Source organism: Pseudomonas canadensis (assembly GCF_030980095.1).
Taxonomy (GTDB): Bacteria; Pseudomonadota; Gammaproteobacteria; order Pseudomonadales; family Pseudomonadaceae; genus Aquipseudomonas; species Aquipseudomonas canadensis.
Map to the genome: position 1 here is coordinate 2,283,718 of NZ_CP133298.1, position 22,062 is coordinate 2,305,779.

Here is a 22,062-nt window from a genome sequence, read left to right on the forward strand (position 1 = left end):
AGTTCTGCCGAGCAATATCCTGCGAGAAAAAAGCTGACGCCTTACTTACCCAGGTTCTGATTCATCAGATTGCCCAGCACCGGTCCGCGGCTGGCTGCTTGCCACTCATGGAAATTCTTGCAGCCCTGCACATTTGCCTCGGCGAGGTTGCTGCGCGGGTCGCAGATCATCGACCAGCGTTGCTGCAACGACGGGTACTTGATGAAGTCAGCCCGCGTGGGTGGCTGGCAGCCGAGCAGGGCAATGGCGGACATCACCGCAGCGGTGGTTTGAAAGGCGGTGGAGGGGACGATGTTCCAGTTCATGATGATCAATACTCCCCGCACGGGAGCCCTTGAGATGGAGCTGCAACGGCCTGGAGTGTTGTGGCCGCAAGAGAATCCTACGGGCCAATTGGTTCCTTAAAAAGATCCACTTAAAGTTGATTTGACCAGGCCATTAGTGGGTTTTGTATTGAAACCCGCCGGACAATTTCCCCTTCAAGTAACTGACCAGCTCACTCACCGCCTTCGGCACATGCGGCGAGTACGGTCGGATCAAATAGATCTCATCGGCAAACGCCCCCTTGAGCGTCCAGCCCTTGAGCACCTGCACCAACTTGCCGCTGGATAGGGCGGCATGGGCGCTGAAGTCCGGCAGCAGGGCGATGCCCAGGTGGTTGAGCGCCGAATCGCGCAGGGCTTCACTGTTATTGGTGGCGAAGCTGCCGGCGATGGGCACGGTGAGGCGTTCGACGTGTTTAGTGCCGCGTTCGAAGGTCCAGGCAGGCTGATCGGTGCCTCGTGGGTAGAACAGACAGTTGTGGGTGGACAGCTCACCGGGTTCGCGCGGTTCGCCGTGGCGCTGCAGGTAATCCTGGGTGGCGACCAGCACCGAGCCGGTGTCGCACAGCTTCCAGGCCACATGGGTTTCCGGCACCTGGAAACCGTGGCGCACGGCCAGGTCGTACCCTTCGGCGGCCAGAGAACTCAGGGCGTCCGACACATCCAGTTGGATGCGCACCTGCGGGTACTGTTGCAAAAACTCCGACAGATGCGGCACCAATTGCTGACGGGCAAACGCCACGGGCGCCGTCAGCCGCACCAGCCCGCGAATCTCTCCGACCGAGTCGCGCACAGACGAGAAGCTGCGGGCGATTTGCTCGTAGGCGCTGCGCACTTCACGGGTCAGCGACAACCCCGCATCGGTCAGCCTGACGCTGCGTGTGGTCCGCGTTACCAACCGCGTCCCGGTGGCTTTTTCCAGGTCAGAAATGCGCTGGCTCACGGCGGACTTACTGACGCCCAGACGCGCGGCAGCGGCGGTGTAGGTGCCTTGTTCTTCCAGCACCGACAGCCAGTGAATATGGGTCCACAGCCCTTCGATCTCAGTTTTTTCCATAATTGTATTGTTCGCATTAATGGACAATAAGTTCTGGATTCTGCTCTGGTTTGGAACAAATCGGAAGCCTATGGTGTGTCCCAACGCTACCCACCTGGGATTTACTGCCATGACAACCACAATCGAGCACTACATCAACGACCAGCGCGTGAGCCGCGATGATCGCTATCAGGACGTCTACAACCCGGCCACCGGCGAAAAGACTGGCCGCGTCGCCCTGGCCAGCCGCCAAACTGTCTCCGAAGCCGTGGCCGCTGCCCAGGCTGCCTTCGCCGACTGGGCCGACACTCCACCCATCCGCCGCGCCCGCGTGTTGTTCGAATACCTGCACCTGCTGCGTGCACGCAAGGATGACCTGGCGCGCATCATCGTCGCCGAGCACGGCAAGGTCTTTACCGACGCCCAGGGTGAAGTCGACCGTGGCATCGACATTCTCGAATTTGCCTGCGGCATTCCCAACCTGCTCAAGGGCGAACACTCCGACCAGGTTTCCCGTGGCATGGACAACTGGACGATGCGCCAACCGCTCGGCGTTGTGGCCGGTGTTACACCGTTCAACTTCCCGGTGATGGTGCCAATGTGGATGTACCCGATCGCCATCGCGGCGGGCAATACCTTCATCCTCAAGCCAAGCCCGACCGACCCAAGCGCGTCGCTTTTCATGGCCGAACTGCTGCGCGAAGCCGGCTTGCCCAAAGGCGTGTTCAACGTGGTGCAGGGCGACAAGGAATCGGTTGATGCGCTGATCGAACACCCGGACGTCAAGGCCGTGAGCTTCGTTGGCTCTACCCCGATTGCCCAATACATCTACGAGACCGGCGCGCGCAATGGCAAGCGCGTGCAAGGCCTGGGCGGCGCCAAAAACCACATGGTGGTGATGCCCGACGCGGATATCGAAAAAACCGTCGACGCCCTGATGGGCGCCGCCTACGGCAGTGCCGGCGAACGCTGCATGGCCATCTCCGTCGCCGTGCTGGTGGGCGATGTAGGTGACAGAGTCATCGCCGCCTTGACCGAGCGTGCCAAGCAACTGCGCATCACCGACGGCCGCGACCTTAAGGCCGAAATGGGCCCGATCGTATCCCGCGCGGCGCTGGAGCGTATCAGCGGCTACATCGAACAAGGCGTACAGGCCGGCGCGCAACTGCTGCTCGACGGGCGCGACTACGTGCCCACCGAAGCGGGCCTGGAAAACGGCTTCTGGCTTGGCGCGACTTTGTTTGATCACGTGACCAAAGAGATGAGCATCTACCGCGAAGAAATCTTCGGCCCGGTGCTGGCCTGCGTGCGCGTGAATGACTTCGGCGAAGCGATCAAGCTGGTCAACGACCACGAATTCGGCAATGGCGTGAGCTGCTTCACCCGCGACGGCAATATCGCCCGCGAGTTTGCACGACGGATTGAAGTGGGCATGGTCGGCATCAACGTACCGATCCCGGTGCCGATGGCATGGCACGGGTTCGGCGGCTGGAAGAAGAGTCTGTTCGGCGACATGCATGCCTACGGCACTGAGGGCGTGCGCTTCTACACCAAGCAGAAGTCGATCATGCAGCGCTGGTCGGAGAGCATCGAGCAGGGCGCGGAGTTTGCGATGCCTGTGTCCAAGTAACGGCCAAAAGAACACAGCAGGGTAAATGTGGGAGGGGGCTTGCCCCCTCCCACATTTTTTGGCTGCGTAAGGGTTGACGATCCGGTGAATCGAGAATACTGTACATAAACACAGTGTTTAAGCGCTGATCGACCAACATCCGGCAACCTCAGTCCTGCCAAACACTGTGTGCAAGTTAACGGATTAACTTGATGCACAGGCTCGTCTTACCGAGCCATTTTATTGATAGAGAGGGAACTCATGTCCTATCCAGAAAGCAAACTCACCGGTTTGACCGGTTTCGCCCAAGCGGCAAAAGTGACAGGTGGCTGGTCCGGCCCTGTGGTCAGTATCACCACACTCGATCAACTCAAGGCTAATATCGGCGATACCACCCCACGGGTACTGGTGATCAACAGTAATATCTCGGCGTCGAGCCTGACTAAAGTCAACATGGGCGCCAACAAGACCCTGATTGGCTCGTTCCAGAACCGCACCCTGGAGAATATTCACCTGCGTGCAACGGCGCAGTCGCAGAACATTATTCTGCAGAATCTTATCTTCAAGCATTCGGCAAATATCAAGGCCAATGATGATATTCAGGTCTACTTGAACTACGGCAGCAAGTATTGGATTGACCATTGCTCTTTCGTCGGGCACAGCTGGTCCACCACTGACGGCAGTGAAGATAAACTGCTGTATATCGGTGAAAAGGCCGATTATGCCACCATCAGCAACTGCTTCTTTGGCAGCCACAAGTATGGCCTGATCTTCGGCCACCCGGCGGATGATAATAAAGCAGAGTTCAATGGTTATCCGCGCCTGACGCTGTGCCATAACCGCTTCGACAACATGGAAGTGCGTGCGCCTGGCTTGATGCGTTACGGTTATTTTCATGTGTACAACAACTACATCAATAACTTCCACCTCGGTTTTACCCTGGCACAAAACGCCAATATCCTTTCTGAAAGTAACTACTTTGGCGAAGGTAGCCAAAATAAAGGCATGTTGGACGACAAAGGCACTGGCACGTTCACCGATACCAACAGTGTCCCGCCGATCACCAATCAGAAGTCGCCTAAAGCGCAATGGACGGCCCTTTCCAACTATGGCTATACCTTGAAGACCGCCGCACAAGCCAAGGACTTTACCCAGAAGAATGCCGGCGCCCAGTCGGTAGTCCTGATCTTTGGTAGTTGATTAGCTAGCTTTCTACTTAACGATCATTTAATACGGGTGCCACTGTATTTATATCAAGGATATAAATACAGTGATGGCCTTTGTAATCTAAATAATTCTTCATGTTGCGACAGGTAGGTTTCCATGTTAAACCTTATTTCGCACTTGCGGAGCCAACTATCTCTTGCTCTTTCGGCCACTATTAAGTTGTTGGCTGTCATGTGCTATTTAATCTTCGCTTGTCACTTAAGCGTCAGCAAAAGGACATCATCATGAAACACGCGAATCACACACCCACTCGCTGGACACGGGCCGATGCGCTGAAAGTTAATGAGAATGACCCGACGACGACACAGCCGTTAGTGAGTCCTGACTTTCCTGTCATGAGTGACACGGTCTTTATCTGGGACACCATGCCCTTGCGTGAACTGGATGGCACGGTGGTATCGGTCAATGGCTGGTCGGTGATCTTCACCCTGACCGCCGACCGTCGTCCCCATGACCCACAATTCATCAACGCCGATGGCCGCTACGACATCAAGCGCGATTGGGAAGACCGCCATGGCCATGCGCGTATCTGCTATTGGTACTCGCGCACCGGCAAGGACTGGATCTTCGGCGGCCGGGTCATGGCCGAAGGGGTTTCGCCGACCACGCGTGAATGGGCAGGCACACCGATCCTGCTGAATAACAACGGTGATATCGACCTGTACTACACCTGCGTCACACCGGGCGCCACCATTGCCAAAGTCAGGGGCCAAGTGGTTACGTCGGATACCGGCGTTACCCTGCAGGGCTTTGATCAGGTCAAATCACTGTTTGATGCCGACGGCATCTATTACCAAACCGAAGCGCAAAATTCGACCTGGAACTTTCGCGATCCCAGCCCCTTTATCGATCCCAAAGATGGCAAGTTGTACATGGTGTTTGAAGGCAACGTTGCCGGCGAGCGCGGGACTCACGAAGTGGGCCCGAATGAAATAGGCCTGGTGCCGCCAGGGCATGAAGATGTCGGCGGGGCACGTTATCAGGTTGGCTGCATCGGCATCGCCGTGGCCAAAGACCTTAACGGTGACGAGTGGGAAATTCTGCCGCCCCTGGTCACTGCGGTGGGGGTCAACGACCAGACCGAGCGTCCGCACTATGTGTTCCAGGACGACAAGTATTACCTGTTCACCATCAGCCACAAATTCACTTACGCGGACGGCGTGACCGGCCCGGATGGCGTTTATGGGTTTGTCAGTGATCACCTGTTTGGTCCCTATACGCTGATGAACGCTTCCGGTCTGGTGCTTGGCAATCCGCCTTCGCAGCCATTCCAGACGTATTCCCATTGCGTGATGCCTAATGGCCTGGTGACCTCGTTTATCGACAGCGTGCCCACCAGCGGCGATGACTACCGCATCGGCGGCACCGAAGCACCCACCGTGAGGATTGTATTGAAAGGCGATCGCTCGTTTGTGCAGGAGGCTTACGACTACGGTTACATCCCGGCGATGCGCGATGTTGTGTTGAGCCAGTAACTCACTAAAAAGCCACTCTTCGGAGTGGCTTTTTTACGCCTGTTTTTTATGCCTGCGCTGTTGATGGCTTCAGGCGCGCGAGGGTGGATCGCAGGCTCGCCATTGATTCCTGCAGGCACAAGGCGACAAAGATTGTCTAGGAAACGTCCTGCAATTAAACGCGACACGCCTTGCTGGCGCTTCTGAAACCATGACCAAATGCCGCTAACGCGACCTCTCAATGTGGGAGCTTCGGTGTTTTTCCGGACCGTTACCGACGACCTGTCCGCGTACTCACATCCACCCACACCGCCAACACCAGAATGCTGCCCTTCACAATCATCTGCCAGTAACTGTCCACATCCAGCATCGACATGCCATTGTCCAGGCTGGTAATCACCAGCGCGCCCAACAACGCGCCGTACACCGTGCCCGAGCCGCCACGCATGGACGTGCCGCCGATAAAACACGCAGCGATGGCATCCAGCTCGCCCATATTCCCCGCCGACGGCGAACCGGCAGCGAGGCGGGCGGTGTTGACCAGGCCGGCGAGGGCGCACATCACGCCCATGATGCCGAAGATCCACAGCTTCACCGCCTGCACGTTGATGCCCGACAGGCGCGTGGCTTCCATGTTGCTGCCCACCGCGTAGACGCGGCGGCCGAACACGGTCTGGCTGGTGACGTAGCTGAATACGCCCAGAAGCACGAGTAGAAGCAAGACGGGGACGGGAATGCCGTCGTAACTGTTGAGCGTGGTGACGAACCCGGCCAGCACGGCGCCGATAAGTACCACGCGCACCAGATCACGCACGAGGGAATGTGCCGCAAGACCATGCAGCGCGCGATTGCGTCGTTGTTTCCACGTGAGGAACAGCGTCAGTGCAAACAACAAGACGCCGAGCCCAATACCCACCGAATGCGGCAGATACCCCTGGCCCACATACACCAGCGACGGCGAAACCGGCGCGATGGTGGTACCGCCCGTGATCCCCAGCAGAATCCCGCGAAATGCCAGCATCCCACCCAAGCCAACGATAAACGAAGGAATCCGCAGGTACGCGGTCATGTAGCCGTTAGCCACGCCGATCATCAGCCCACACAACGCCACCAGGCTCAGGTTGGCCAGCAGCGGCACGTGATAAACCACATCAAGGATCGCCGCCAACCCGCCCAGCAACCCGAGCAATGACCCCACTGACAAATCAATCTCGCCGCTGATGATCACCAGCACCATGCCGCACGCCAATATCCCGGTGATCGACATCTGCCGCAGCAGGTTGGACAGGTTACGTGGTGTGAGAAACCCGCCCTCGGTCTGCCAGCTGAAAAACAGCCAGATCACCGCTACGGCGATCACCAGGGCGAGCATTTTGTAGCGGGTAAACAGCTGTTTTAGCTGATTCATCTACGCGGTCTTCCGATCATTATTGTTATGGCTGAGCGCAGCCGCGAGCACCTGTTCCTGGGTGAGGCCGTTGTTGACGAAATCACCGCGCAGCTGGCCTTCGCCGATCACCAGCACGCGGTCGGAGACCCCGAGTACTTCGGCCAGCTCCGAGGACACCATGATGATTGACACCCCTTCGGCCGCCAGGGCGTTCATCAACTTGTAGATCTCATATTTGGCTCCCACGTCCACGCCCCGCGTGGGTTCGTCGAGGATCAACACCTTGGGCTTGGCCATCAGCATTTTCGCCAGCACGGCCTTTTGCTGATTACCCCCGGACAGGCTGGTGATCGGCAAAAACGGGCTGGAGGTCTTCAGGTGCATGCGTGCGATCTGCTGGTCGATGCTGCCCAGTTCGGCTTCGGCATCGATACGCGTCATGTGCGCATAGGTATCGAGCACCGCCAGGGTGATGTTCTGGCCCACGCCCAGGTCGGGAATGATGCCCTGGCGCTTGCGGTCCTCGGGCACCATGCACAGCCCGGCGCGGATGGATTTGAGCGGCGTGCGTGTGTCGATCACCTGGCCGTCCAACCTCACCTCGGCGCTGTAGCGCCCTGGGTAGGCGCCGAACAGTGCCGACACCAGTTCCGTACGCCCGGCGCCCACCAACCCGGCAATGCCGAGGATTTCCCCGCGTTTGAGCACGAAGGAAATGTCGTCCACACGCTTGCGCTTGGGGTTGTCGACGTCATAGCAGGTGACGTTGCGCGCCTCGAAAATCACCTCGCCTACGTCATGCGGCTCGGTGGGGTAGAGGTTGCTCATCTCGCGGCCGACCATCTGGGTGATGATCTGCGCGATGTCCATGTCGGCCATGGCCGTGGTCGCGATGTGCTTGCCATCGCGGATCACCGCAATGGTGTCGCACACCGCCGCCACTTCATCGAGCTTGTGGGAGATGTACACGCAGGCCACGCCCTTGGCCTTGAGGCCGCGGATGATGTCCAGCAGTACTTCGATTTCAGAGCGCGTCAGGGCCGAGGAGGGCTCATCGAGAATCAACAGGCGCGCCTGTTTATTCAGGGCCTTGGCGATTTCCACCAATTGCTGGTAGCCGCCGCCGTACTGCGACACCGGCAGCGCGACGTTCATGTCCGGTACCTTGAGCTCGCGCATCAAGGCTTCGGCGCGGTGGATCATCGCCGGGTAGTTCATGCGCCCACCCGGCAAGGTCAGTTCGTGGCCCATGAAGATGTTTTCGGCCACCGACAAGTCAGGCACCAGGGTCAGTTCCTGGTGAATGATCACGATCCCCGCCGCCTCGGTCTCGCTGATCGACTGAGCCTCGAGCGGCTGCCCGTCCCAGAGGATTTCACCGTCCCAGGTGCCGTACGGATAAACCGCCGACAGCACCTTCATCAGGGTTGATTTACCGGCGCCGTTCTCGCCGCACAGGCCGACGCATTCCCCCGGCCGTACCTTGATGTCGATGCCGTTGAGGGCGTTGACACCGCCAAAGGTTTTGACGATGCCGTTCATTTGCAGCAGGTAGTCGGACATGGCGGTCACTGCCCGGCAATCTGCTCTTTGGTATAGAACCCGTCTTTCTCCAACAGATCGATATTGGCTTTGGTCAGCGGGGTAGGCGTGAGCAGGATGGTGTCGACCTTCTTGCTGCCGTTGTCGTACTGCGAGCTGTAGGTCGGCTTCTCGTTACGCGCCAGTTGCACCGAGAGCTTGGCGGCTTCGGTGGCGATCAGCTTGAGCGGCTTGTACACCGTCATGGTTTGGGTGCCGTCGATCACGCGCTTGATCGCGGCCAGGTCGGCGTCCTGCCCGGAGATCGGCACCTTGCCCGCCAGTTTCTGCGCGGCCAGGGCCTGGATCGCACCGCCAGCGGTGGCGTCGTTGGAGGCGACGATGGCGTCGATTTTGTTGTTGTTCCGGGTCAGGGCGTTTTCGACGATGCTCAGGGCTTCGGTGGGGTTCCACTCCTTGACCCACTGCTGGCCGACCACCTTGATATCGCCCTTGTCGATGGCCGGTTGCAGCACCTTCATCTGGCCTTCGCGGAGCACCTTGGCGTTGTTATCGGTGGGCGCGCCGCCGAGCAGGAAGTAGTTGCCCTTGGGCGCCGCTTGCAACACGCCGCTGGCCTGCATTTCGCCGACTTTTTCGTTATCGAAGGAGATGTAGGCGTCGATGTCCGCGTTTAGAATCAGGCGGTCGTAGGACACCACCTTGATCCCGGCTTTCTTGGCTTCTGCGACGGCGTTGGTGAGCACGGTGGCGTTGAACGGCACGATGACGATCACGTCGACGCCACGGGAAATCAGGTTTTCAATCTGCGAGATCTGCTTCTGCTCGTTGGCATCGGCCGATTGCACGAAGACCTTGGCGTCGAGTTTTTCTGCAGCTGCGACGAAGTAGTCGCGGTCGCGGGACCAGCGTTCCAGGCGCAGGTCGTCGATGGAAAAGCCGATTTTCGGGTGGGCTGAGTCGGCCATGACTGGCAGGGCGAGCAGGGCCAGGGCAGTGGCGATGAGTGTACGTTTCATGATTGTGCGTCCTTTTATTGTTGTTGGAAGACTCTAGACAAACACTGTATCCGTGGTGAGCGGGCTTGCTGTGGTGAGCGGGCTTGCCCCGCGCTGGGCTGCGAAGCAGCCCCAAAACCAGGCACCTCAGAGTGTCAGGTAAAAACACATCGCCTGCAGTGGGGCCGCTACGCGCCCCAGCGCGGGGCAAGCCCGCTCACCACAAACAAGCCAACACCCCACATACAAGCCAACCCCACAAGCAAGCCCGCTCGCCACAGTGCTAGCGGTAGATAAACCGATTCACAACACCTTCAAGCATTTCCTGCCGACCACTCACCGCCTGCGGGTTCAGCTCCTGGGCAAACGCATGCTCAGCCAGTGATTCCAGGCTGAACTCACCCGCCAGCACGGCCTGGCCCAACGGTTGCTGCCAGCCGGCATAACGTTGGTCCTTGAACTGCTGCAACCGGTCGTTCTCGACCATCGCCGCCGCGCGTTCCAGTGCCAGGGCCAGCACATCCATGGCCGCCACATGCCCGTGGAACAAGTCCACATCGTCCAGGCTCTGGCGACGCACCTTGGAGTCGAAGTTATAGCCGCCGTTCTTAAAACCGCCAGCCCTGAGGATTTCATAGGTGGCCAGGGTCATCTCTTCGACGCTGTTGGGGAACTGGTCGGTATCCCAGCCGTTCTGCGGGTCGCCTCGGTTGGCGTCGATACTGCCGAAGATCCCCAGGGACACGGCGGTGGCAATCTCATGATGAAAGCTGTGCCCGGCCAGGGTCGCGTGGTTGGCCTCGATGTTTACCTTGATCTCCTGTTCCAGGCCGTATTCATGCAGGAAGCCAAACACCGTGGCGCTGTCGTAATCGTATTGGTGCTTGGTCGGTTCCTGGGGCTTGGGTTCGATCAGCAGGTCGCCCTTGAAGCCGATCTTATACTTGTGTTCCACCACCATGCGCATGAAGCGCCCGAGCTGTTCGCGCTCGCGCTTGAGGTCGGTGTTGAGCAGGGTTTCATAACCTTCGCGGCCACCCCACAGCACATAGTTGGCGCCCTTGAGCCGCAGGGTCGCATTCATCGCGCTGAAAACTTGGGCAGCGGCGTAGGCAAACACCTCCGGGTCCGGGTTACTGGCGGCGCCGGCGGCAAAGCGCGGGTTGCTGAAGCAGTTGGCAGTGCCCCAAAGAAGCTTGATCCCGGTCTGTTCCTGATGGCGCTCCAGGTGATCGACCATCTGCGCAAAGTGGTGGCGGTATTCCTTGAGCGAGCTGCCTTCGGGGGCGACGTCCGTGTCGTGAAAGCTGTAGTAGTCGATGCCCAGCTTGGAGAAAAATTCGAAGGCGGCGTCTGCCTTGCCGATGGCCAATTCCATCGGGTCGCCGCTGCGCTGCCACGGCCGCTTGAAGGTGCCCACCCCAAACATATCAGCCCCCGGCCAGACGAAGGTGTGCCAATAACAGGCCGCCATGCGCAAGTGTTCGCGCATGGGTTTGCCGAGGATGAGCTTGTTGGCGTCGTAATGGCGAAAGGCGAGGGGGGCATCGCTATTGGGGCCTTCGAAGCGAACCTTCTCGACACCGGGGAAGTACGGCATGGCGTTTTCCTTATTGTTCTAGGCGGTGGCTCGATACTAGCAACGGCGTGCGGCCTGCCGATTACGAAAATCACCAAGAGACGGTGCGATTTTGCGTGGCAGGGACTAGTCTGTTTTGATCGGCCCAGGACAACAACAATGAAAACCCTACCGCCCGTGCACCGCATTGCCTTGCTGTTCAACGGCAGCAAAATCTACGACCGTGGCATCATCGCCGGCATCGGCAATTACCTGAGCAGCACTCGCGCCTCCTGGGACTTGTTCCTGGAAGAAGACTTTCTGTGTCGCCTCAAAGGCATCGAGCGCTGGCAGGGCGATGGCATCATTGCCGACTTCGACGACCCGCTGATTGGCGAGGCGCTGGCCGGGAGCAAGGTGCCGGTGGTGGCGGTTGGGGGTTCTTACGAGGATGTGCGCGCCTATCCCAAGGGCATTCCCTACGTGGCCACGGACAACTATGCGTTGATCAAGTTGGCCTACGAACATTTGATCGAGGCCGGCCTGACCCGGTTTGCCTGTTTCAGCCTGCCTGAAGCCCAGGCCAATCGCTGGGCCCAGGAGCGTGAAAAAGCCTTTCGCCGCCTGCTGCAACGGGACGGTTTGCAGGTCGAGGTCTATCGTGGGCTGGGCACCAGTGCGCCGCTGTGGGACAGCGCTGTCGAACAGCAAATCGCCTGGCTGCACAGCCTGCCAAAACCCATCGGCATCATCGCCGTCACCGACGCCCGCGCGCGGCAGTTGCTGCAAGCGTGTCTCACTGCAGGGATTGCCGTGCCGGAAGAGGTGGCGCTGATCGGCATCGACAATGATCCGCTGACCCGAACCCTCACACGGGTGCCGTTGAGTTCGGTGATCCAGGGTACGGAAACCATGGGCCGTACCGCCGCCGCGTTGCTGCATCAGATGTTGCACGGCAAGCCTTGTAAGGCGGAGCAGATCCTGGTGCCGCCGGAGGCAATCAATGTGCAAGCGTCCAGCCTGCATCAGCCCTTGGGCAATCCGTATGTGATGCAGGCGTTGTTGTTTATCCGTCAGTACGCGTGCCAAGGGATCAAGACAGCCCAAGTGGCGGGGTACGTGGGGATATCGCGTTCATCCCTGGAGTCGCATTTTCGCAAGGAACGCGGGTGCAGCGTGCATGACGAGATCCTGCGCTTCAAACTCGCCGCGGCCGCCAAGGGCCTGCAGAATCAGGCCCTGGCGATTGCCGATATTGCGCAAAGCTGCGGCTTCAAATCCGCGCAGTACCTGCACACGGTGTTCCGCCGCGAGTTTGGATGTACGCCACGCGAGTATCAGCAGGGTTAGGCCTAGAACACGGCCTTGACTTGCAAGCCCAGCACCAGCGCGTTGTCGATGTTCTCGCCTGAGAACGCCCCCGGTTCGAGGATGTATTGCACATCCGGGCGCAGGGTCAGCCAGGGCGTGGCCTGGTAGCCGTAGCTGAGTTCGATCAGCTGTTCTGCATTGTTCAGGCTGGGGTAGTCGTTACCGGCGTTGAACGCGGCCAATTCCTGCACCTCGCGGCTGCGGGGGTTGGGCACGGCGCGACCATAACCCAGGGCCAGGGTGTCACGCGGCCGGCCTTCGAACGGTTTGTACAGCACCACGCCCGCGCCATACCATTTGCTGAACGGCGAGGCCGCTTCACTGGCGGCGGAGTATTGGCCGAAGGCGTGCAGCACGCGGCCAGCGGAGGAGTCGGAAGCCCAAACGGCCTGGTCGATCAGCAGGTAGTGGCCGCCGCGACCGCTGACCTCCTTGCTGCTGCCGATGCGTTTCACGTCGGAGCTGTCGTAGTAATAGCCCAGCTTGTATTCACCCGGCAGGTTGCCCGCGTGTTTGTACACCAGCTCGATCGGCACCACGGTGCCGGTAGTGTGTTTGGGGCTCAGCTTCCAGGCGCGGCTGGAATTGCCGTTGCTTTCCGGGTCCACGTTGAACGCGGCGACGCGCAGTTGCCAGTTGGGAGCGAAGTCGTATTTCACCCGCGCACCCAGGCGCGCATTCGGGTAGTTGGTCCAGCCACTGCCGCCGGACATATTCAGCGGGTGCCCGCAGAAACCGGCGTTCATGAAGTTGCACAGGATCCCGCTGTCCAGGCCGCCGAGGTCGTTGCCCATGGCCATGTAGCCGAGCTTGACGTTGAGTGCCGGGGTAAACAGGGTGCGCTCGTAGCTCAGCTCGGTCAGGCGCGTGTAGAGGCCGCCGTAGTTTTCCTGGATTGGCAGGCGGTTGCCCACCAAATCCTCGGAAGCGCTGTTGCCACGACGATCGTTGATAGTGACCTGAATGCGATCGCCATTATTGAAGCCATACAGCTTGCCCAGGTCGAACTGCACGCCCAGCTTGAGGTTCTGCGAGTAACGCGCCGAACGGTGCTGGCCGCCGTGAGCGTTGTAGGCGGTTTCGCCGCTGTAGTCGCCGGTAAAACGGATGCCTTGTGCGTCGAGTTCACGGCGCAGGCCGCCCCAGTCGCCGGTCAGGGTGGTGTCATCGGCTTGCACGGGCAGTGCGGCGCCCAGGGCCAGGCCCAGCAACAGGCGACCAAGGGGAATAGGAGAAGTGGGGGTCATGCGGGTTCTTCCAGACAGAAGGCGCGGCGCCGGAGGGAGGCGCCGCGCGAACAGGGGGTTATGGCAGGGCGTAGGCGATCACGTAGTCGCCACGGTCGGTGGACTGGCGTGCGCCGCCGGCGGTGATGACGATGTATTGCTTGCCGGTTTTCGGCGACACGTAAGTCATCGGGCCACCTTGGCTGCCCACGGGCAGGCGGGCTTTCCAGACTTCATCACCGTTGCCGCTGTTAAAGGCGCGCAGGTAGAAATCCTGGGTGCCGGCGATGAAGATCAGGCCGCCCTGGGTCGACAAGGTGCCGCCGAGGGTCGGCAGACCGATCTTGATCGGCAGGTGCATGCGGATCCCCAGCGGACCGGTGTCCTCAACAGTGCCTACCGGCACTTGCCAGGCGACCTTTTGCGTCTTCATGTCGATCGCGGTCAGGGTGCCGAACGGCGGCGCCTGGCACGGAATGCCGGCCACCGACAGGAAGCGGTTCTTGTTCACGGCATACGGCGTGCCCTTGAGCGGCACGGCGCCCATGCCGGTGTTCAGCGCTTCGCCACCGGACGCGGCCTGGGCCTTGTTCTGCGACGGCACCATCTGGATCCACAGGCCCAGGCGCATGTCATTGACGAAGATAAAACCGTGTACTGGGTCGGTGGAAATGCTGCCCCAGTTCATGCCGCCCAGGGAGCCTGGGAAACTCAGGGATTTATCGGTTCCCGGCGCGGTGTACAGGCCGTCGTAGCGCATGCCCTTGAAGTCGATGCGGCACAGCAATTGGTCAAACGGCGTGGCGCCCCACATGTCCGATTCAGTCAGGGTTTGCGCGCCGATCTGCGGCATGCCGACTGATTTTGGCTGGGTCGGGGAGTAGGGTTCGTTAGGGATGTTGGCGGCCTTGACTGGGACTTCCTGCACGTCAGTCAGCGGTTTGCCGGTGGCGCGGTCGAGCACGTAGATCTGCCCGGCCTTGGTGCCGATCACTACCGCAGGCACGGCTTTATCGCTGCCCGGTGGCGTGAAGTCGATCAGGCTTGGCTGCATCGGCAGGTCGAAGTCCCACAGGTCATTGTGGACGGTCTGGTACACCCACTTTTCGGTACCGGTGGAGGCGTCCAGCGCCAATACCGACGCGCCGTATTTGTGGTTGAGCTGGGTGCGTTCCACGCCGTAGATGTCGGTGGACGAGCTGCCCATCGGCAAGAACACGGTGTTCATCAGCGGGTCATAGGACATCGGCGCCCAGCTGTTCGGGGTGCTGCGCACATAGGTGCTGCCGTCGGCCGGGGCTTTTTTGTCTTCCGGGTTGCCCGGGTCGAAAGCCCAGCGCATCTGGCCGGTGATCACGTCGAAGCCACGGATCACACCGCCCGGCATGTCGGTTTGCACGTTGTCGGCCACGCGGCCGCCTACCACTACGGTGGTGCCGGCCATCAGCGGTGCCGAGGACAGTTGGTAGTAGCTGTCCGGCACGTTACCCAGGCCGGCTTTCAAATCCACTTGGCCGTGGGTGCCGAAGTCTTCGCAGAACTTGCCGGTGTCGGCGTCCACGGCGATCAGGCGCGCATCGATGGTGTTGGTCAGCAGACGGCGCTGGCATTGCGCACCGGCCGGAACGCTGGCGGCCGTGATCGGCGAGCTGTTGGGCTGGGTCGGCTGGGCAATCGGCGCGGTGGCGTCGAAATACGCCATGCCACGGCAACGCTGCCAGACCGCCGATTTGGCGTTGACCTCGTTCTTCCACAGCTCTTTGCCGGTGTCGGCGTCCAGGGCGATCAGGTTGTTGTGCGGCGTGCAGATGAACACCTTGTTACCGATCTGCAGGGGCGTCAGTTGGTCTTCGGCACCGTTGCCGTCGCTGATGGCTACATCACCGGTGTGATAGGTCCAGGCCACTTTGAGCTTGTTGACCGTGTCACGGTTGATCTGGTCCAGCGCGGCAAAGCGGCTGCCACCTTCGGTGTTGCCGTAGTGCGCCCAGTCTTTCTGCGCATCCGCTGCAGCCCCCGGGGTGATGCCAGGGCCGGCGCCGGTCGGTGCCACGCTTGGGTGGGCGACGAACATATTGCCTGCCGCGACTGCTACGCCCACCGCCAGTACGGCAGCCACCGCATAGGCGCCCCGTGCAGGCCGGTTGACGAGCAACGGGTACACCAGCGCCACCACCATGCCAATGGCCGCAAACATGAATACGCGGGAGAACAATGGCCAGAATACCAGGCCCACATCCGCCACGGCCCAAATGGCCGTGCCGATCAGGAAGGCTGCGAACAACCACGCACCGGCCGGCTTGCGGCCGGCGATCAACAGCCCGGCGATCGCCATGATTGCGCCGCCGATCAGGAAGTACCAGGAACCTCCCAGACTGACCAGTTTGACGCCGCCAATGGCGAGCGCGAGGCCGAGCAGGGCGATGATCACGCCCAGGCCCAGCAGTAAGAATCTAGAGGCGCCAGCGGCGCGCGATGCTCGTTTCATGTCGAAAGGACTCGAATGTGAGAGGGCAAAGACGCGATTTTAGCAAGATAAGTAACTGGTTAGTACATTAGAGTCCTGCAATAGACTATTACAGGTGCTGCGATGATGGCGTGTGGCTAAATGTCGCCTAGGGTCTGATGTGATACTTAAAGGCGCACGCAACTTGTGGTGAGCGGGCTTGCCCCGCGCTGGGCTGCGAAGCAGCCCCCAATCCGGACACCGAGATCTACCTGGATTAACTCGGTGGCCTTATAGGGGGCTGCTTCGCAGCCCAGCGCGGGGCAAGCCCGCTCACTACAGCAAGTCCGCTCGCGATAAATTGTGGCTCTGCGCACTCGCTGGCCTGTTAAAACTTGAACCGCCCCACCAACCCCTTGAGCTGAGCCGAAATATCCGTCAAACGACCTGACCCGGTCTGCGCCGAGTGGGCAAAGCCTTCGACCAGTTGCGCGTCGGCATGGATTTGCGCGATGTGGCGGTTGATCTCCTCGGCCACTTGGTGCTGTTCCTCGGCGGCGGTGGCGATCTGGGTATTCTGGTCGCGGATCGAGTCCACCGAGCCGCGGATCTTGTCGAAGCTGTCGCGGGCCTGCTGGATACGTTCCACGCTGGTGTGGGACACCAGGAGACTGCCTTGCATCTGCTGCGTCACTTCCTGGGTGCGACGAGCGAGGTTGCCGAGCAGGCTGTCGATCTCGCCGGTGGAGTCTGCGGTACGGCGGGCGAGGGCGCGGACTTCGTCGGCGACCACGGCGAAACCTCGGCCTTGGTCCCCAGCGCGCGCCGCCTCGATCGCCGCGTTCAGCGCCAGCAGGTTGGTCTGTTCGGCAATCGAACGGATGGTGTCGAGGATGGTGTTGATGTTTTTGCTGTCCTGCTCCAGCAACTGCATGGTCTGGGTCGACTTCTGCAGGTCTTCGCTGAGCTTGAGCACGCTGCCGGTGGCTTCACCGATGTGGTGCTGGCCGTCGTGCACGTCGCGGTAGCCTTCGTCGGCACTGGTGGCGGCGGCGCTGCAAGAACGGGCGACTTCGTTGGCGGTGGCCACCATTTCGTTGAACGCGGTGCTTACCAGCTCCACGGCTTCGCGTTGTCGGCCGGCGGCCTGGTTCATGTTGTTGGCGACTTGGCTGGTGTCGGCGGCGGCGGTCTGCAGGTCCGACGAGGCGTTGCCGATACGCTGCACCAACTGGGCGATCATGCTCAGGAACTGGTTGAACCAGCCGGCCAGGCTGGCGGTTTCGTCCTTGCCTTGTACCTTGAGCTGACGGGTCAGGTCGCCTTCACCTTCGGCGATCTCTTGCAGGCCGTCGGCCACGCCGCGAATCGGCCGTACGATGACGCTGGCAAAGCTGGCGCCGACCACCGCGAACACCAACGCCAATACGGCGGCAATGGCCGCGATCAACCAGGTCAGACGGGTGGCGCCGGCCATGACTTCGTCACGCTTGATCAGGCCGATAAAACGCCAGCCCAGGTCTTTGGAGCTGACCATATTGGCCATGTAGGCCACGCCATCGATCTCGATCCGGGTCACGCCGTCGCCGCGCTTGGCCAGTTCGGCGTAGTTCGGGCCCAGGTCGGCCAGGGGTTTGAAGTTGTGCTTGGCATCGCTGGGGTCAACCAGCACGTTGCCGTTGGCTTCCACTAGCATCAGGTAGCCGCTGTCACCGAGCTTGATGTTGCGCACCAGTTCGGTGAGCTGCTTGAGCGACACGTCCAGGCCGACCACGCCGAGGATATTCCCGGTGGCGTCGGCGACGGTGTGTACGGTGCCGATCAGCGTCACATCGTCCGGCGCCCAATAGTAGGCGCCGGTGCGCACGGTCTTGCCCGGCGCGGCGATGGCTGCTTGGTACCAGGGGCGTACGCGTGGGTCGTAATTGTTGAGTTTGGTGTCGTCGGGCCAACTGGCGTAGCCGCCGTCTTTCAAGCCCAGGGACAGGTAGGCGGTGCTCGGATGGCTCTTGGCGAACTGGTCGAAAATTTCCAGCAGTTCTTTATTGGTGGGGGTGAGGGGGATTTGGGCTGCGTCGGCCCCGGCGTAGCTCTTGAGGTCTTTGGCCGCGACAACGCGCGGGTCCTTGGCCACATAGTCGACGTTTTGGCTGATGCCGTCGAAGAACTGCTTCATGCCATTGTCGATCTGGCGGATCTCACGGCCGCTGCTGTCGAGGAAATTGGCCTGGGCCCCCTCGCGCAGATTCAGCACAACCAGTACCGCGACCAAAATAACCGGGACGCACGCGATGGCGGCAAACGCCCAGGTCAGCTTTTGCTTGATATTCATGACTTCACCCGCGGGTATTTATAATTTTTGGCAAGGGGAAAACAGTGGCGTCGAGCGTCGCATGTGTTGTTTTGAGGTGGGTGTGGCCCATGCGTACTCCCTGTGTATCGACTGCGGGAGCACGCACTTGAGGGCCAAAGGAGGGTTTAACCGATACGCTCGCCACCCAGCGCATCACGCTGCATCGACTGCAGGTTTTTCTCGATGGTTTCGCAGATGGTTTCCATCTGGATCTGGTGTTCGCTGGAGTTGAACGGGCTTTGCAAATCGGTGCCAATGCGCTCGATGGCCAGCAGCATGAAACCCACCACCGTCGAGGCCAGCGGGGTGAACCAGCCCAAGGACTCCACCAGGCCCACCGGCACGATCAGGCAAAACAGCGAGATAAACAGGCGCGGGAAATACACGTAGGGGTAGGGCAGTGGGGTGTTGGCGATCCTCTCCATGCCGCCCTGGGCGTTGGACAAGTCAACCAGGGTCGACTCCAGCCGCGCCAGGCGGATGCTGTCGAGGTGGCCGGCCTTGTATTCCTTGGCCAACAGCGCGGCAGAGCCGGTGAGGATGTCGTTGGCGAAGTTGTTGGTCGCGCCATTGCGCGCGAACTCTTCGCTGGGAATGAAGGCGCGGACTTCTTCAGGGCATGGCTGGCCCTTGAGGTGGGCGGCCAGGCAGTTCACGTATGCCACATGGCGGCGCAACAGGGTGGCCTTGACCGGGTTGACTTCGCCATCAGGGTCGTCCAGCAGCGTCAATACCTGACGGGCAAAACTGCGCGAGTTATTAACCATCGCGCCCCACAGCGTGCGTGCTTCCCACCACCGATTGTAGGCGCTGCTGTTACGGAAACTGATCAGCACCACCAGCGCCGAACCCAGCAGGGTCAGGGGCATCAGCGGTAAATTGATCTTGGCGGTGAGAAACAGCATGAAGTCCACGGTGACGGCGACGTCCCACAGCAACAGCCAGAACAGCGCCCAGCCCACGTAGCCCATGGTCTTGATGATCAGGCGGTACTTTTTGAGGATGGCAGCTTTCAAACGAAGACCTCGCGGCGAGCGGTAAGCAACAGTGCCTTAGCTCGGACGCCGTCTGGTGGGTAAGGTTCGCCCCGCAGACTGAAACGTTTAAGTCAACTTGGCTGGATTTGGCTTAAACCGCCTGGCTTTCGAGTGCGCTGGCGATATGTAAGTAAATGTCACAAGAGTTTTGCTGGTCGCCCAGTTGCTACGGGCCATTGGAACAATTTTGGTAGCGATGGGGTCCCTTACTCTAATCACGATAGATTGCGCTTCGAGGCAAAACGCCATTAGTGGCTTTTATTCTGACGTGAGTTGTTGTGAGACCTGGTTGCATAAAGAGTGCAATTGATATCAATGAATTCAGGTTGTTTGATCAGGGCTCTTTCTCATGTGTGGTCGTTCGTTGAAGTTGGCGCTGGAGCATTCGGCACGCGTAGCCGAATGCCATGTGGAATTTGAGGCGTGCATTCGCACGCATTACACACTGCTGCTGAAGCCCTATTCGAAAAGACCGTTTTTCTACAATACGGCGTTGAAGTTCAATCGTTTGATGGTGTCTTTTGCACTATTAAGTGCCTATTTTTCCAGGCCGGAGCCGTTACTTTCCGAAGTAAAAGCATTGTGTGTGGCGCGCGGGTTTTGCTCGAGGAACGGCCTGGAGTCGATTTTCCTGCTGTTCAGGGCCTTGGGGTTCATGAAAGTGGCGGGACACCCGGAGGATAGCCGTTTCCGCGTTTTCAGCCCGTCGTCCCAGGCGTGCCAGGAAGTGCGGGCGATGCTCACTTCCGTCGTTCAGCCGCTGGGCACGCTCTATCCGGAAAATACGATGATTCGGCATTTGGATGGGGTGGATGACCGTGATTTTCTGACCGTTTATTTCAAAGGTTTTACGAAGATCCTTGAGGGTAACTCGACCCTGGATCAGTTGTTGCCGGATTGTTATTGGTTGGTCAATCGAGATGCCGGTCACTTGTTGATGTTGGCTATCTATAACGACGCGTGTGCGTTGGATAACACCGGCGCGAGTTTCCGGTCTTCTTCCTATCTTTCACTTGCCGAAAAATTATCGGTCTCCAAGACGCATGTAATTCGCCTGGTTCGGGAGGGGGTCGACAGGGGATATTTCAAAATTCATTCCAAGACACAACTGGAAGTGCTGCCGCCGTTTGTCGTGTTGGTTAGACGCTTCATGGCCTATTCATTTGCGATCAGCCTGCACAGTCTCCAATCGGGTCATACCGACAGTCATTAGGCAACTCATGTACAGGGAATGAACGAATGCCGGCTAATTTGAAGCTTAGGCCACGGATGCAAAGGCTATTGTCACCGGCGATCTTGCAGGCTGAAATCATCGGGATTATCGCTTGGTTGGGCGTGTTGCTGATTGATCCGTTGATGAAGTTTGGGCTGGACAAGCTGATGGTCACGCTGGGCCTGCTGGTGGTCTGCCAGCTTCACCGCACGGTGACCCACTTCTACCTGTGGCGACTGCTTGGCGTGGCCTACATGATGTTGCTGGCTGTTGGATTCGCCTATGTGTTGCACACCAACTTCGAACTGCAGGTATTTGCCTTGCCGCTGGCGTTGACGCTGGTGCTCAGCAGCGCAGTACTCTTTATCACGCCTCAGGATTTCCTGATATGTGCAGCGTTGGTCTGGTGGGTGATGTGGCCAAATATCCAGATAGGTATTTACGCTGACGTCGAGGTTTACCTGTTCATATTTTGCCTGTCATCAGTGTCTATTGGCTTCATCCTGAATTTCTCTTACTTGAAGAACTTGCGCTCCGTGCTGCTGGTTGAAAGTGAGTTCCGCGAACTGGCACACACTGACCACCTGACGTCCCTATTGAACCGGCGCGCCTTTATGGAAAGTTTCGCCAAGCTGATTGCAGCCGGTCATACCGGCTATTTCATGATGTTGGATATCGACAGTTTCAAGTTGAAGAATGACCAGTTCGGGCATGACGTTGGCGACAGGATTCTCTGTGCGATGGCCGCGTGCCTTAAATCCACCCGAGGCAGCCACAGTTTCGGCAGGATCGGCGGCGAGGAGTTCGGCGTATTACTGGCCTGTGATGACCCCCACACGGCGACCGATTATGCGCTACGCCTGCTGCATGCCATTCGCTGCAGTGTCGCGCCGCCCCATGACTACACCTGCAGTGCGGGCATGACGCGCTTTACGGCGGGTGCCGAGCTGTCTGCGGTACTCAAATGCGCCGATCGCAATCTCTATGAATCCAAGCGCAACGGCAAGGATTGCGTGCATCTGGATGGCAAACCTGTGCGGCCGCGCTTGCCTGCGGCGGTTGAATAAGCGAGGACGTATGAAGATCGAATTGGAAGACGTGGACTCACCCGAAGGTTGTCTGCTACGGCTGGGTGACTTGAGCATGATGTTCAACACGCGTCTGGAGGCGCAGCGATTTGTCGACCAACTGCAAGGGCGTATTGGTGCAATCAAATTGGGTGGTATGCCGAGCCGGCACGTCGAGCAAGGCGAAGGCGATCCGCTAGCCTGATTTTGGT

The 22,062-nt window shown here is 59.5% G+C and carries 17 protein-coding genes and 1 pseudogene; 7 read left to right on the plus strand and 11 right to left on the minus strand.

Annotated features, from left to right (window positions below; translation table 11 throughout):
* Window positions 1-41 precede the first annotated feature (41 nt).
* Both RB216_RS10710 and RB216_RS10715 read right to left on the minus strand, forming a co-directional pair.
* The gene (locus tag RB216_RS10710) at window positions 42-305 is read right to left on the minus strand and encodes a hypothetical protein (protein ID WP_308908672.1); all 264 of its coding nucleotides are present in this window, start codon (window positions 303-305) and stop codon (window positions 42-44) included.
* 133 nt (window positions 306-438) lie between these two features.
* On the minus strand, window positions 439-1,380 hold the full coding sequence (locus RB216_RS10715) for a LysR family transcriptional regulator (RefSeq protein ID WP_068933959.1): 942 nt from the start codon (window positions 1,378-1,380) through the stop codon (window positions 439-441).
* Between the two features lie 109 nt (window positions 1,381-1,489).
* Between RB216_RS10715 and RB216_RS10720 the strand changes: the two genes are divergently transcribed.
* From RB216_RS10720 to RB216_RS10730, 3 genes are all read left to right on the plus strand, one after another.
* Window positions 1,490-2,989, plus strand: a complete 1,500-nt coding sequence (locus RB216_RS10720; protein WP_028619689.1) for a CoA-acylating methylmalonate-semialdehyde dehydrogenase — start codon at window positions 1,490-1,492, stop codon at window positions 2,987-2,989.
* 240 nt (window positions 2,990-3,229) lie between these two features.
* Window positions 3,230-4,168, plus strand: a complete 939-nt coding sequence (locus tag RB216_RS10725; RefSeq protein ID WP_308908673.1) for a pectate lyase family protein — start codon at window positions 3,230-3,232, stop codon at window positions 4,166-4,168.
* Window positions 4,169-4,419: 251 nt separating this feature from the next.
* Window positions 4,420-5,670, plus strand: a complete 1,251-nt coding sequence (locus tag RB216_RS10730; protein WP_028619691.1) for a glycoside hydrolase family 68 protein — start codon at window positions 4,420-4,422, stop codon at window positions 5,668-5,670.
* Between the two features lie 250 nt (window positions 5,671-5,920).
* Here the strand turns inward: RB216_RS10730 and RB216_RS10735 are convergent, their stop codons facing one another.
* The 4 genes from RB216_RS10735 to xylA form a co-directional block, all read right to left on the minus strand.
* On the minus strand, window positions 5,921-7,057 hold the full coding sequence (locus RB216_RS10735) for a sugar ABC transporter permease (RefSeq protein ID WP_028619692.1): 1,137 nt from the start codon (window positions 7,055-7,057) through the stop codon (window positions 5,921-5,923).
* Window positions 7,058-8,602, minus strand: a complete 1,545-nt coding sequence (xylG, locus tag RB216_RS10740) for a D-xylose ABC transporter ATP-binding protein (RefSeq protein WP_308908674.1) — start codon at window positions 8,600-8,602, stop codon at window positions 7,058-7,060.
* A 5-nt stretch (window positions 8,603-8,607) separates the two neighbouring features.
* On the minus strand, window positions 8,608-9,600 hold the full coding sequence (gene xylF / locus RB216_RS10745) for a D-xylose ABC transporter substrate-binding protein (RefSeq protein ID WP_028619694.1): 993 nt from the start codon (window positions 9,598-9,600) through the stop codon (window positions 8,608-8,610).
* A 262-nt stretch (window positions 9,601-9,862) separates the two neighbouring features.
* Window positions 9,863-11,179: a xylose isomerase gene (gene xylA, locus RB216_RS10750; RefSeq protein ID WP_028619695.1), complete on the minus strand. Its 1,317-nt coding sequence runs from the start codon at window positions 11,177-11,179 to the stop codon at window positions 9,863-9,865.
* A gap of 138 nt (window positions 11,180-11,317) precedes the next feature.
* Here xylA and RB216_RS10755 point away from each other — a divergent pair, with 138 nt between their 5' ends.
* A complete protein-coding gene (locus RB216_RS10755) occupies window positions 11,318-12,487 on the plus strand; it encodes a XylR family transcriptional regulator (protein ID WP_308908675.1) in 1,170 nt (389 codons plus the stop codon).
* 2 nt (window positions 12,488-12,489) lie between these two features.
* On the opposite strand, the gene RB216_RS10760 is transcribed toward RB216_RS10755, so the two are convergent.
* The 5 genes and pseudogenes from RB216_RS10760 to RB216_RS10775 all read right to left on the minus strand — a co-directional run bounded on the left by RB216_RS10760 (window position 12,490) and on the right by RB216_RS10775 (window position 19,549).
* The gene (locus tag RB216_RS10760; RefSeq protein WP_308908676.1) at window positions 12,490-13,755 is read right to left on the minus strand and encodes a carbohydrate porin; all 1,266 of its coding nucleotides are present in this window, start codon (window positions 13,753-13,755) and stop codon (window positions 12,490-12,492) included.
* A gap of 58 nt (window positions 13,756-13,813) precedes the next feature.
* Window positions 13,814-16,222 (minus strand): glucose/quinate/shikimate family membrane-bound PQQ-dependent dehydrogenase, encoded by a 2,409-nt coding sequence (locus tag RB216_RS10765; protein ID WP_308908677.1) that lies wholly within the window; start codon window positions 16,220-16,222, stop codon window positions 13,814-13,816.
* 346 nt (window positions 16,223-16,568) lie between these two features.
* Entirely contained in the window at window positions 16,569-17,423 is an 855-nt protein-coding gene (locus tag RB216_RS29835; RefSeq protein ID WP_371923953.1) for a methyl-accepting chemotaxis protein, read from the minus strand.
* A 9-nt stretch (window positions 17,424-17,432) separates the two neighbouring features.
* Window positions 17,433-18,512 (minus strand): annotated as a pseudogene (locus tag RB216_RS29840) (cache domain-containing protein); the annotation flags it as partial.
* Between the two features lie 146 nt (window positions 18,513-18,658).
* Window positions 18,659-19,549, minus strand: a complete 891-nt coding sequence (locus RB216_RS10775) for a bestrophin family protein (protein WP_016978827.1) — start codon at window positions 19,547-19,549, stop codon at window positions 18,659-18,661.
* Between the two features lie 370 nt (window positions 19,550-19,919).
* Between RB216_RS10775 and RB216_RS10780 the strand changes: the two genes are divergently transcribed.
* From RB216_RS10780 to RB216_RS10790, 3 genes are read left to right on the plus strand one after another with little or no spacing between them, the layout of a single operon-like run.
* Window positions 19,920-20,783: a hypothetical protein gene (locus tag RB216_RS10780; protein ID WP_308908678.1), complete on the plus strand. Its 864-nt coding sequence runs from the start codon at window positions 19,920-19,922 to the stop codon at window positions 20,781-20,783.
* A 26-nt stretch (window positions 20,784-20,809) separates the two neighbouring features.
* Window positions 20,810-21,850 (plus strand): GGDEF domain-containing protein, encoded by a 1,041-nt coding sequence (locus tag RB216_RS10785; RefSeq protein WP_308908679.1) that lies wholly within the window; start codon window positions 20,810-20,812, stop codon window positions 21,848-21,850.
* A gap of 10 nt (window positions 21,851-21,860) precedes the next feature.
* Window positions 21,861-22,055, plus strand: coding sequence for a hypothetical protein (locus RB216_RS10790; protein WP_028619702.1), 195 nt, complete (start codon window positions 21,861-21,863; stop codon window positions 22,053-22,055).
* Window positions 22,056-22,062: the final 7 nt, after the last annotated feature.

Bases quoted from the DNA above. Each gene is read 5' to 3' on its own strand.
- xylF (WP_028619694.1), bottom strand. From the start codon at position 9,600: ATGAAACGTACACTCATCGCCACTGCCCTGGCCCTGCTCGCCCTGCCA.
- RB216_RS10765 (WP_308908677.1), bottom strand. From the start codon at position 16,222: ATGAAACGAGCATCGCGCGCCGCTGGCGCCTCTAGATTCTTACTGCTG.
- xylA (WP_028619695.1), bottom strand. From the start codon at position 11,179: ATGCCGTACTTCCCCGGTGTCGAGAAGGTTCGCTTCGAAGGCCCCAAT.
- RB216_RS10735 (WP_028619692.1), bottom strand. From the start codon at position 7,057: ATGAATCAGCTAAAACAGCTGTTTACCCGCTACAAAATGCTCGCCCTG.
- RB216_RS10755 (WP_308908675.1), top strand. From the start codon at position 11,318: ATGAAAACCCTACCGCCCGTGCACCGCATTGCCTTGCTGTTCAACGGC.
- RB216_RS10780 (WP_308908678.1), top strand. From the start codon at position 19,920: ATGTGTGGTCGTTCGTTGAAGTTGGCGCTGGAGCATTCGGCACGCGTA.
- RB216_RS29835 (WP_371923953.1), bottom strand. From the start codon at position 17,423: ATGATCGCCCAGTTGGTGCAGCGTATCGGCAACGCCTCGTCGGACCTG.
- RB216_RS10715 (WP_068933959.1), bottom strand. From the start codon at position 1,380: ATGGAAAAAACTGAGATCGAAGGGCTGTGGACCCATATTCACTGGCTG.
- RB216_RS10725 (WP_308908673.1), top strand. From the start codon at position 3,230: ATGTCCTATCCAGAAAGCAAACTCACCGGTTTGACCGGTTTCGCCCAA.
- RB216_RS10730 (WP_028619691.1), top strand. From the start codon at position 4,420: ATGAAACACGCGAATCACACACCCACTCGCTGGACACGGGCCGATGCG.
- RB216_RS10720 (WP_028619689.1), top strand. From the start codon at position 1,490: ATGACAACCACAATCGAGCACTACATCAACGACCAGCGCGTGAGCCGC.
- xylG (WP_308908674.1), bottom strand. From the start codon at position 8,602: ATGTCCGACTACCTGCTGCAAATGAACGGCATCGTCAAAACCTTTGGC.
- RB216_RS10710 (WP_308908672.1), bottom strand. From the start codon at position 305: ATGAACTGGAACATCGTCCCCTCCACCGCCTTTCAAACCACCGCTGCG.
- RB216_RS10760 (WP_308908676.1), bottom strand. From the start codon at position 13,755: ATGACCCCCACTTCTCCTATTCCCCTTGGTCGCCTGTTGCTGGGCCTG.
- RB216_RS10785 (WP_308908679.1), top strand. From the start codon at position 20,810: ATGCCGGCTAATTTGAAGCTTAGGCCACGGATGCAAAGGCTATTGTCA.
- RB216_RS10790 (WP_028619702.1), top strand. From the start codon at position 21,861: ATGAAGATCGAATTGGAAGACGTGGACTCACCCGAAGGTTGTCTGCTA.